This window comes from Actinoalloteichus spitiensis RMV-1378 (assembly GCF_000239155.1).
Classification (GTDB): Bacteria; Actinomycetota; Actinomycetes; order Mycobacteriales; family Pseudonocardiaceae; genus Actinoalloteichus_B; species Actinoalloteichus_B spitiensis.
This window is the reverse complement of sequence record NZ_AGVX02000396.1, coordinates 1-9,871: the sequence shown is the minus strand read 5'-3', so window position 1 is coordinate 9,871 and position 9,871 is coordinate 1. Positions and strand designations below refer to the sequence as shown.

Here is a 9,871-nt window from a genome sequence, read left to right as displayed (position 1 = left end):
CCTGGGGTGCAGGGCCTCCAACAAACCCAGTACGGTCCAGTGGCTGATCGCGGTGTCCTCCCCGCGCACGCGGGGCTGTTCCGAGGTTGGGAGGGGCAGATGAATCGTCACCGTGGTCCTCCCCGCGCACGCGGGGCTGTTCCGTTGTCGATCTCGATGGTCCCGGTGCCGTTGTCGTCCTCCCCGCGCACGCGGGGCTGTACCCACGGCGGACTGCGGGAATCGACGCCACGTCTCGTCCTCCCCGCGCACGCGGGGCTGTTCCATCGATCTCACTTGGGACGACCTGGACGCCGTGGGTCCTCCCCGCGCACGCGGGCTATTCCGAACGAGCGGACTCCATCGCCTCAGGGAGCCGCGACCCGTTGCCTGACGTGCCGGTGCCGGTCATCTGGTTGTTGATCGCTCGCTGTGGCGAGAGCCTGGGTCAGTTGCCTCCAGGAACGGTGAATCGGAACACGTCCCGAGGACGACCGGGCGGCCAGTGGCGGTTGTCGAGGCAATTTTCCACCTGGTGCGTCTGGATTTGGCGGTTCATCGACCAACCTCCACCGGTCCTCGCTCCCTGTCGGTGTGCGGTGCTAGAAATCGCTCGGATCGTGGGGCTCGGAAAAGTTGCCCGGAACCGGGGTTGCCCAGTCGCGTGCTGGTGATTTTCCGGCGAGGTAGAAGGTGAGTGTCGTTGCTGGCCAAGGAGAGTTCGGTCTGAAGATCGAGGTACCAAGTGCTGATATACGGCCGAACGGGTGACATTTCCCGTAATCCGAACCGGCGCGCTGGTACTTCGGTATTGGTTGAGTGCTGGCCTGACTGGAGGGTGTGGTTGTCCCCGATCGAAGTAGCCTGGACGGCTGTCTGGGCGAAGTCCGAGCGTGACCCAAGTGGGGAGCTCACGCATTGGCTTCCCTTGCACCAGCACCTCGCCGATTCCGCTGGGGTGGCTCGACTGCTCGTTCGTGAGTGGCTGTCACCAGCTGTAGTGGACCGGCTCGCCTCCGAGTTCCCCGGTGGCCGTGAGGACGTCGAGACCCTCACCGTGTGGCTCGCCTCTGTCCACGACCTCCTGAAGTGCAGCCCGGCCTTCGCCTGCCAGGTTCCCAAGCTGGCGAACCACATGGCGAGTCGGGGCCTGACCGTACGGCGTGGCATCAAGGCGGACCCCGAGCGGCCGAGAGCCAACCACGCCGTCGCCGGCCAGCGGGTGGTGCGGGAGTGGCTCGAGAAGGAGCTTGGCTTCGATTTCGCGTGGGGTGCGCACCAACTGGCCTCGGTCGTCGGGAGCCACCACGGCCTCCCGCCGGACGACACGGCGCTGCACCGCCTGGACGGGCTGGAATACCTCCTCGGTGATCGCCGGTGGCAGGAGGTGCGTGACCACATCCTCGGGTGGTCGCTGGACCACCTGGGTGGGCCGCAAGCACTGGTCCACTTCCGTGGTGTCCGGTTCAGCCGGCCCGCGCTCGCCCTGCTGACCGCCCTGGTCATCGTCGCCGACTGGATCGCCTCCAACTCCGAACTCTTCCCGCTCTACCCCGTCAGTGCGCTTGACCGGGCGCCGGGGCCCGACGACACGGTGACGGAACGCCGGGTGGCGGAGGCGTGGTCGAAGCTGAACCTGTCGCCCCGGTGGCGGGCCGTTCCGTTCGACGGGGATGTCGCGGGGCTCCTGCGGCGCCGGTTCGAGCGCGACCGCCCCCGCGACGTCCAGATCGCCGCCGTCCGCGCGGTGGTGGAGCAACCCGAGCCAGGGCTCCTCATCATCGAGGCACCGATGGGTTCGGGGAAGACCGAGGCCGCACTGCTGGCGGCGGAGGTGATGGCCCACCGGTCCGGCGCGGACGGCGTCCTCGTCGCGCTGCCGACCCAGGCGACCACCGACGCGATGTTCGGCCGGGTCCACACCTGGTTGAACAGGCTCGACGGCATTCCGGACAGGGCGTCGGTGAGCCTGGCCCACGGCAAGGCGCACCTGAACGACACCTACTCGGGGCTCGTCCGACGCGGCCGGTTCGCCTCGCTGGGGGACGATGTGGAGCGGCGCGGATCGTCCGGTCGTTCGCGGGACGACTGCGAGGACACCGTGGTCGCGCACTGGTGGCTGAGCGGGCGCAAGAAGTCCGGGCTCGCGCCGTTCGTCGTCGGTACCATCGACCAGCTGCTCTTCGCCGCGCTCAAAAGCCGGCACGTCATGCTGCGGCACCTCGCCCTCGCGGGCAAGGTCGTCGTCGTCGACGAGGTGCACGCCTACGACGTGTACATGTCCCAGTACCTACACCGCGTCCTCGAATGGTTGGGGGCGTACCGGGTCCCGGTCGTGCTGCTCTCCGCCACGCTGCCCGACCACCGCCGCGCGGAACTGCTCCGCGCCTACGACACCGGTCGAGGTGGCGACGCCTCCTGCGTTCCCGCCGGGCACCCCGGCTACCCCGTGGTGTCGGTGAGCGGTGGTCCGCCTCCGACGGTGCTGCCGTTACCCCCGGAGCGGACCCGGGTCGCCCTCGACAGGCTGGACGACGGCCAGGACACCCTCGTCACCTACCTGCGCGCGAAACTGGCCGACGGTGGCTGCGCGGTCGTCGTGCACAACACCGTCGGTCGAGTGCAGGAGACGGCCCGGCGGCTCAGCGAGGAGTTCGGCGAGGACGCCGTCACCATCGCGCACTCCCGGTTCCTGGCCTGCGACCGGGCGGAGATCGACCGGGGGCTCCTGCGGCGCTTCGGACCACCCGAGTCCGCCCCCGACCGCCCGCCGCTGCACATCGTGGTCGCCTCCCAGGTCGTCGAGCAGTCGCTGGACGTCGACTTCGACCTGATGGTCACCGACCTGGCGCCAGTGGACCTGTTGCTCCAGCGGATGGGACGCCTCCACCGCCACACCCGGTCCCGCCCGGCGGCGGTGAGCAGCCCCCGTTGTGCCATCGTGGGAGTGGAGGACTGGGCGGCCGAGCCAGCGCGGGCACACCCGGGCTCGCGGCGCGTGTACGGGGAACACCTGTTGCTGCGGGCCGCCGCCCTCGTGATCGACCGTGACGAGATCGCCCTACCGCACGACATCGCGCCGCTGGTGCAGGCCGGGTACGGCGACACCACCCTTGGCCCCAACTCCTGGCAACCGGCGATGACCGCCGCCGCCCAGGCCGCCGAGGAGTCGGCCAGCCGGCGCGCCAAGGACGCGGAGACCTACCGGCTGGGCGCGCCGTCCGAGACCGGTGCCCTCACCGGCTGGCTGAAGGCCGGAGTCGGTGATGCCTCGGAGGACACCGCACGCGGAGCCGCGCAGGTCCGGGACGGTGCCGCCTCGCTCGAAGTCCTCGTCGTCGAACGGGACGCTGGCGGCGGGCTGCGCACCCTGCCCTGGGTCCCGGGAGGGGGGAAACAGCTGCCGTTGGACTCGAAGGTCCCGTGGGACCAGGCCCGGGTCGTCGCGGCGTGTTCCCTGCGGCTGCCGCTCGCCCTCAGCACCCCTGACGTGCTCGACGAGGTCATCGACGAACTGAAGGACAACTGGTTCGCCAGCTTCCAGGCCAATCCCCTGCTGAGCGGGCAACTCGTCCTGACGCTCGATGCCGAACGACGAACCCGACTGCACGACCACATCCTCACCTACGACCGGCGACGAGGACTGATGCATGAGCCTGCCTGACCCCTACGACCTCGTGGAGCGGCCCTGGCTGCTCGTGCGTGACCTCGACGGCGAGGTGACGGAGAAGTCCCTGCTCGACACCCTCACCCAGTCCGGGACTCTCGCTGGCCTGGTCGGGGACATCCCGACCCAGCAGTTCGCCCACCTCCGCCTCCTGCTCGCGGTGTGCCACCGGGCCTTCGGCCGGGGCCTGGACGACGACGGCTGGAAGCGGTTGTGGGACGAGGGCGTCCCGCAGGACCAGATCAAGGACTACCTGGAGCAGCACCGTTCCCGCTTCGACCTCTTCCACCCCGCGGAACCGTTCATGCAGGTGGCGACACTCCGCACCGCCAAGGACGAGGTGTTCGAGCTCAACAGGATCGTCGCCGACGTCCCCAACGGGCACCCCTTCTTCAGTACGCGGCTCGAGCGGGACCTCACGCTCTCCCCGGCGGAGGCCGCGCGCTGGTTGGTCCACTGCCACGCCTTCGACCCGTCCGGCATCAAGTCCGGCGCCGTCGGCGACAGCCGGGTCAAGAACGGTAAGGGCTACCCGATCGGCACCGGGTGGAGCGGACGCCTCGGGGGAGTGGCCCCGGAAGGGGACACCCTCTGGCGCACCCTGCTGCTCAACCTGGTGCTCCCCACCCGGGAGAACGACCTGCCCGCCTGGGAGCAGGGCCAGCGCGGTCCACTCGGGAAGGAACGGGAGCCCACCGGCCCGGTCGACCTCTACACGTGGCAGAGCCGGCGCATCCGCCTGGTCGGAACCGGGGACCGCGTGACTGGCGTCCTCGTCTGCAACGGTGATCCACTCGGGCCGCAGAACCAGCACAAGCACGAGACGCACACGTCGTGGCGGCGCAGCGAAACCCAGGAGAAGAAACTCAAGTCCAGCACTCCGGTGTACATGCCCTTGGAGCACAGCCCGGAACGGGTGATCTGGCGCGGGCTGACCGCGATGCTGCCGCAGACGGTCACCAGCAACCAGCGGTCGGAGGCCTCCGACCGGCTGTCCCCCGGCGTGCTCGACCAGATCGCCAGACTGACGAGTGACCGACGGCTGCCCCGCGATTACCCGCTTCGCCTGCACACCATCGGCATGACCTACGGCAGCCAGAGCTCCACGACGGCCGAGATCGTCGACGACGCCATCTCGCTGCACGCGGCGCTGCTCGACCGAGAACTGGCCCACCTGAAGGAGGTCGTGCTGGGCTGCGTCCGCGACGCGGAGAAGGCCGCCTACGCCGTGGGCGATCTCGCGCTGAACCTCGCGAAGGCCTGCGGTTCCCGCGAGGAGCCCAACGTGAACGGTCGCCTGGGGCCGAAGGATACCGCCCTCGAACTCGCCTACGCCGCGCTGGACCCAGCCTTCCGCCGCTGGCTCGCCGCTCGTCTCCCCGAGGATGACCCGATCGACGTCAAGGAGCAGTGGCACGTCGCGGCCCGAGCGGAGATGCGGGCGGTGGGCAGCCGCCTCATCGCCGAGGCACCCCCCACGGGGTGGACCGGACGGCTCGTCAAGGACAAGTGGTTGACCATCCCGGTCGCCGAACGCTGGTTCACCTTCGCGTTGAACCGAGCACTGCCCATGGCATCCCCAGCGCAACCGCCCGAGAAGGACGAAGAATGACAGGAAACCACAGTGAGCACCCTCCACTTCGGAAGTGGGTGAACGAGCAGACGGGCCGACTCCAACAGGAGTACGTCAAGGACAGGGCACACGCGGTCGCCGGTCTGGCGAGGCTGCGCCGTGCCGTGGACACGCCGCCAGGCGTGATGCCCGACATCCTGGACCTCACCTACGCCCCCTTCATGACGCAGGGCTGGCACAGCGACCAACCCAGCGCGCAGGAAACCGCCGCCCACCACGCGATGACGCTCTTCGCGGTGCACCAGCAATCGCTGCGCAAGCACGCGTGCGTACCCGGTTGGGGGGTCGGCCGGGCGGCACGGGCCCTGCACCCCCAGGCGGAGATCTCGCCCACCGACCCGGCGGCCCGCAGGTTCGCGACGCTGGTCACCAGCACCGACCTCGACGAACTCCTCGTCCACCTGCGGGGCCTGGTGAAGCTACTGCGAGGGGCGGAGATCCCCCTCGACTACGGCCTGCTCGCCGACCAGCTCGTCCGCTGGCACCGCTTCGAGGACGCCCCTGAACGCATCCGCCGCGTCTGGGGCCGCGAGTTCCACCGGGTGCCCAACACCGAATCCGACACCACTCCGCCGAGCGACAACGAGAAGACAGAGGACGCTTCGTGAGCCGCACCATCATCGACCTGCACGTCATCCAGACCGTTCCGCCGAGCAACATCAACCGCGACGACACCGGAAGCCCGAAGACCGCCATGTACGGGGGTGTCCGGCGCGCCCGGGTGTCCAGCCAGGCGTGGAAGCGCGCCACCCGGGTCGCCTTCGAGTCCCTGCTCGACAAGGAGAACCTGGGGGTTCGCACCAAGCGGATCGTCGAACTGGTCGCAGAGACCATCGGCGAACGCTCCCCCGAGCACGCCGACCGCGCCCAGGAACTCGCCAAGTCCGTGCTGGAAGCTGCCGGCTTCAAACTGAAGGCACCCCGGAAGAAGGCGACCGAAGCCACCCCGGACGAGGCCGAGTTCCTGGTGTTCCTCTCCCGCGCGCAGATCACCAACCTCGCCGACCTCGCGGTGGAGTCGGCACGGGAGGCCGGCGACGGCAAGACCAAGATCGACAAGTCCGAGGCCAAGGCCCGCGCCGACCGGTCCCACTCCGTGGATGTCGCCCTGTTCGGCAGGATGGTCGCGAACCTCCCCGATCTCAACGTCGAGGCCGCCACCCAGGTCGCGCACGCGCTCAGTGTCCACGGGGTCACCAACGAGTACGACTACTACACCGCCGTCGACGACCACAAGAAGGCGGACGAAGAGGAGGACGCGGGGGCCGGCATGATCGGCACCATCGAGTTCAACTCCTCCACGCTGTACCGGTACGCCACGATCGACGTGGACCAGCTCCAGGAGAACCTGGGCGACGTCGAGGCCACCCGCCGGGCGGTCGAGGCGTTCGTCCGTGCCTTCGTCTCCAGCATGCCCACCGGCAAGCAGAACACCTTCGCCAACCGCACCCTGCCCGACGCCGTGCTCGTCGTCGCCCGCGAGACGCAGCCCATCAACCTCGTCGGTGCTTTCGAGGAGGCGGTGACCGCCCGGGAGCAGGGTGGGCGGATCAGCGGCTCGATCCGTCGCATCGCCACCCACGCCGCCGACATCCACGCGGCCTTCGACGAGACACCCCTGCGGGCGTGGAGTTTCGGCGTCGGTGAGCGCGTCGAGCCGTTGGCCGAGATCGGTGAGCGGGTCAGCCTCGACGTCGCCGTGAAGGGGGCCGGGCAGCTGGTCGCCGAGCGGCTCGCACCGTGACCGCCCTCGTCCTGCGGTTCGCCGCACCGCTCCAGTCGTGGGGGACCAGCAGCCGGTTCACCCGTCGCAACACCGACCTCGCACCCAGCCGGAGCGGGGTCATCGGACTGCTGGCCTCCGCCTGCGGGGTCCGCCGTGCCGATGACCTCGGAGCGTTCACCCACCTCAGGGTGGGGGTCAGGGTCGATCAGGAAGGCCAACTGGAACGCGACTTCCAGACTGCCCGCAGCCTCGACGGATCACAGGTGATGCCGCTGTCCACCCGCTTCTACCTGGCCGACGCGGTGTTCTGCGTCGCCGTGGAGGGTGACGCGGAACTGCTGGACAGGGTGCGTGCCGCGCTGCGCAGGCCGGCCGCACCCCTGTTCCTGGGCCGCCGCTCCTGCCCGCCCGCCGGCCGCCTCGTGGAGGCCGTCATCGACGGCGACATCAGGACGGCGCTGGCCACCGTCCCGTGGCTCGCCTCCCCGGCCGTCCGCAGGAAGCGCGCCAGCGACCGGGAGGTGACGGTGGACGTCGTCCTCGACTGCCCACCCGACACACCCGGGAGCGACGTCGTGCGGGATGTCCCGATCAGCTTCGACCCCCGGCACCGCCAGTACTCCTGGCGCAGCGTCCACCGGGACACGGTCACCATCCCGAACCCCGACCACAGTCCACCACCGGACGAACACCCACACGACCCCATGGAACTGCTCGGGAGCCCGTCCTGATGCACCTCACCCGTTTCGAGTTGAACCCTGCACGGCGGGCCACGCGTCACCTGTTGGCATCACCGCACCGCCTGCACGGTGCCGTGATGAAAGCCTTCCCCGCCGCGCACCGCGAGCCGACCGAGGACGGCAGGGTCCTCTGGCGTCTCGACCAGACCCCGAAACAGACCCTGCTGTACATCGTCAGCCCGCACCGGCCCGACCTCACCCACCTGGTGGAGGAGACCGGGTGGCCCGCCACCAGCACCTGGGACACCCGTCCCTACGGCCCACTTCTCGACCAGATGGCCGCCGGCCAGGAATGGGCCTTCCGCCTCACCGCGAACCCGACCCGGAGCGCCCGCAAGACGTCGGATGTGGACACGAAACGTTACGGGCACCTCACCGTGACCCAGCAGACCGACTGGTTGCTGAAACGAGTCGAACGACTGGGCTTCACCATCCCGCCAGCCGTGGGGGACGAGCCCGACGTGGCGATCCGGGGCCGGGACCGTCGGAAGTTCGACCGCCAGGGAACCACGGTCACCCTCACCCTCGCCACCTACGAGGGCAGGTTGCGGGTCGCCGACCCCGCCCTGTTCCGCCGGACGCTGACGCATGGTATCGGCTCCGCCAAGGGCTATGGGTGCGGCCTGCTCACCCTGGCCCGGGTCAGGCCGACGTGACGGAGATCCCCGGGGCGAGGCCGGTCCCCATCTCGCACCTGGTGCGAGCCGCGGACCGGCTCACCTTCGTCTACCTCGAACACTGCGTCGTCCACCGCGACGCCAACGCCATCACCTCCCGAGACGAGCGCGGGACCTTCCACATCCCAGCGGCGACCCTGAGCGTCCTGATGCTCGGTCCCGGCACCACGATCAGCCACCACGCGGTGAACCTGCTCGCCGAGAGCGGGTCGACCGTGGTGTGGGTGGGGGAACACGGCGTCCGCTACTACGCGCACGGCCGGATGCTGACCGACTCCTCCCGGCTTCTCGAACGGCAGGCGGCGCTGGTCAGCAACCGCACGTCACGGCTGTCGGTCGCGCGGCGGATGTACGGGATGAGGTTCCCCGGCGAGGACGTCAGTGCCTCGACCATGCAGCAGTTGCGAGGACGGGAGGGGGCACGGGTCCGTCGCCTGTACCGCGAGTACGCGGCCCGCACCGGCATCGACTGGGACGGGAGGGAGTACGACCCACTCGACTTCGCGGGTGGTAGTCCGATCAACCAGGCGCTCTCCGCCGCGCACACCAGCCTCTACGGGGTTGTCCACGCCGTCATCGTGTCGCTGGGACTGGCTCCTGGGCTCGGTTTCGTCCACACCGGGAACCGGCGATCGTTCGTCTACGACATCGCCGACCTGTACAAGGCGCAGGTGACCATCCCCGTCGCCTTCGAGGTGGCGGCCACCGACCCCGACGACATCGGCGCGGTGACCCGGCGAGCGGTGCGTGACCGCATGAAGGACGGGCAGTTCCTCCGGACCTGCGTCCGGGACATCGTCACCCTGCTGCGCGACCCGGCGGACGGGCAGCTCGGGGATGCCACGGACCTCCAGCTCCCCGACGTGGTCATGTTGTGGAACGAGGACGGACCGGACGTGCCGGCCGGCGTCTCCTACGGGCAGGACGACGAGTACGACGACGGCGTCAACCAGGACGGGGAAGCGTCGTGACCGTGGTCGTGGTGACAGCCTGCCCGGTAGGGCTGCGCGGCCACCTCACTCGCTGGTTGCTGGAGATCTCCCCGGGTGTCTTCGTCGGCGGCATCACGGCTCGGGTGCGTGCTCTGTTGTGGGGACGCGTCCAGGAGATGGTCAAGACCGGGCGAGCGATCATGGTCTACAACGCGGACACCGAGCAGGGGTTGGCCTTCGAGGTGCACGGCCACGAGTGGACACCGGTGGATCACGAGGGGGTCCAACTCATGCTGAGGCCCGCGCAGCGGAAGCGCTCGGCGCCGAAGCAGCGCGCCGGCTGGAGCACCGCCAGCAAGAGGAGACGGTACGGCCGTGGCCAAAAAAGTGAATGAAAATCGTCGGTAGTGCTCCTAACGCCACAGGTCAGGAAGTGTCTTCCCCGCGCACGCGGGGCTGTTCCTTCCTTGATGATGTGGACCGCCCCGGTGGTGTTGGAGGCCCTGCCTCCCACGCT

At 69.4% G+C, this 9,871-nt stretch carries 8 protein-coding genes; all 8 read left to right on the top strand.

Going from position 1 to position 9,871, the window contains the following annotated elements:
* Positions 1-817 precede the first annotated feature (817 nt).
* Genes cas3 through cas2e form a run of 8 tightly spaced genes read left to right on the top strand, consistent with a single transcriptional unit; the run spans position 818 to position 9,749 of the window.
* Positions 818-3,643 carry a CRISPR-associated helicase Cas3' gene (gene cas3, locus ACTIDRAF_RS0217250; protein ID WP_245533570.1) on the top strand — a complete coding sequence of 942 codons (2,826 nt, stop codon included), beginning with the start codon at positions 818-820 and terminating at the stop codon, positions 3,641-3,643.
* The gene (casA, locus tag ACTIDRAF_RS0217245) at positions 3,630-5,258 is read left to right on the top strand and encodes a type I-E CRISPR-associated protein Cse1/CasA (RefSeq protein WP_016699974.1); all 1,629 of its coding nucleotides are present in this window, start codon (positions 3,630-3,632) and stop codon (positions 5,256-5,258) included. The genes cas3 and casA overlap by 14 nt, the downstream gene beginning before the upstream one ends.
* Before the next feature lie 38 nt (positions 5,259-5,296).
* Positions 5,297-5,887 carry a type I-E CRISPR-associated protein Cse2/CasB gene (gene casB, locus ACTIDRAF_RS29475; RefSeq protein ID WP_016699973.1) on the top strand — a complete coding sequence of 197 codons (591 nt, stop codon included), beginning with the start codon at positions 5,297-5,299 and terminating at the stop codon, positions 5,885-5,887.
* Positions 5,884-7,023 (top strand): type I-E CRISPR-associated protein Cas7/Cse4/CasC, encoded by a 1,140-nt coding sequence (gene cas7e / locus ACTIDRAF_RS0217235; protein WP_016699972.1) that lies wholly within the window; start codon positions 5,884-5,886, stop codon positions 7,021-7,023. The genes casB and cas7e overlap by 4 nt, the downstream gene beginning before the upstream one ends.
* Positions 7,020-7,736 (top strand): type I-E CRISPR-associated protein Cas5/CasD, encoded by a 717-nt coding sequence (gene cas5e / locus ACTIDRAF_RS0217230; protein ID WP_016699971.1) that lies wholly within the window; start codon positions 7,020-7,022, stop codon positions 7,734-7,736. Before cas7e ends, cas5e begins: the two co-directional genes overlap by 4 nt.
* Entirely contained in the window at positions 7,736-8,401 is a 666-nt protein-coding gene (cas6e, locus tag ACTIDRAF_RS0217225) for a type I-E CRISPR-associated protein Cas6/Cse3/CasE (protein WP_016699970.1), read from the top strand. Before cas5e ends, cas6e begins: the two co-directional genes overlap by 1 nt.
* Positions 8,398-9,393, top strand: a complete 996-nt coding sequence (gene cas1e, locus ACTIDRAF_RS0217220) for a type I-E CRISPR-associated endonuclease Cas1e (protein WP_016699969.1) — start codon at positions 8,398-8,400, stop codon at positions 9,391-9,393. Before cas6e ends, cas1e begins: the two co-directional genes overlap by 4 nt.
* Positions 9,390-9,749, top strand: a complete 360-nt coding sequence (gene cas2e, locus ACTIDRAF_RS0217215; protein ID WP_016699968.1) for a type I-E CRISPR-associated endoribonuclease Cas2e — start codon at positions 9,390-9,392, stop codon at positions 9,747-9,749. The genes cas1e and cas2e overlap by 4 nt, the downstream gene beginning before the upstream one ends.
* Positions 9,750-9,871: the final 122 nt, after the last annotated feature.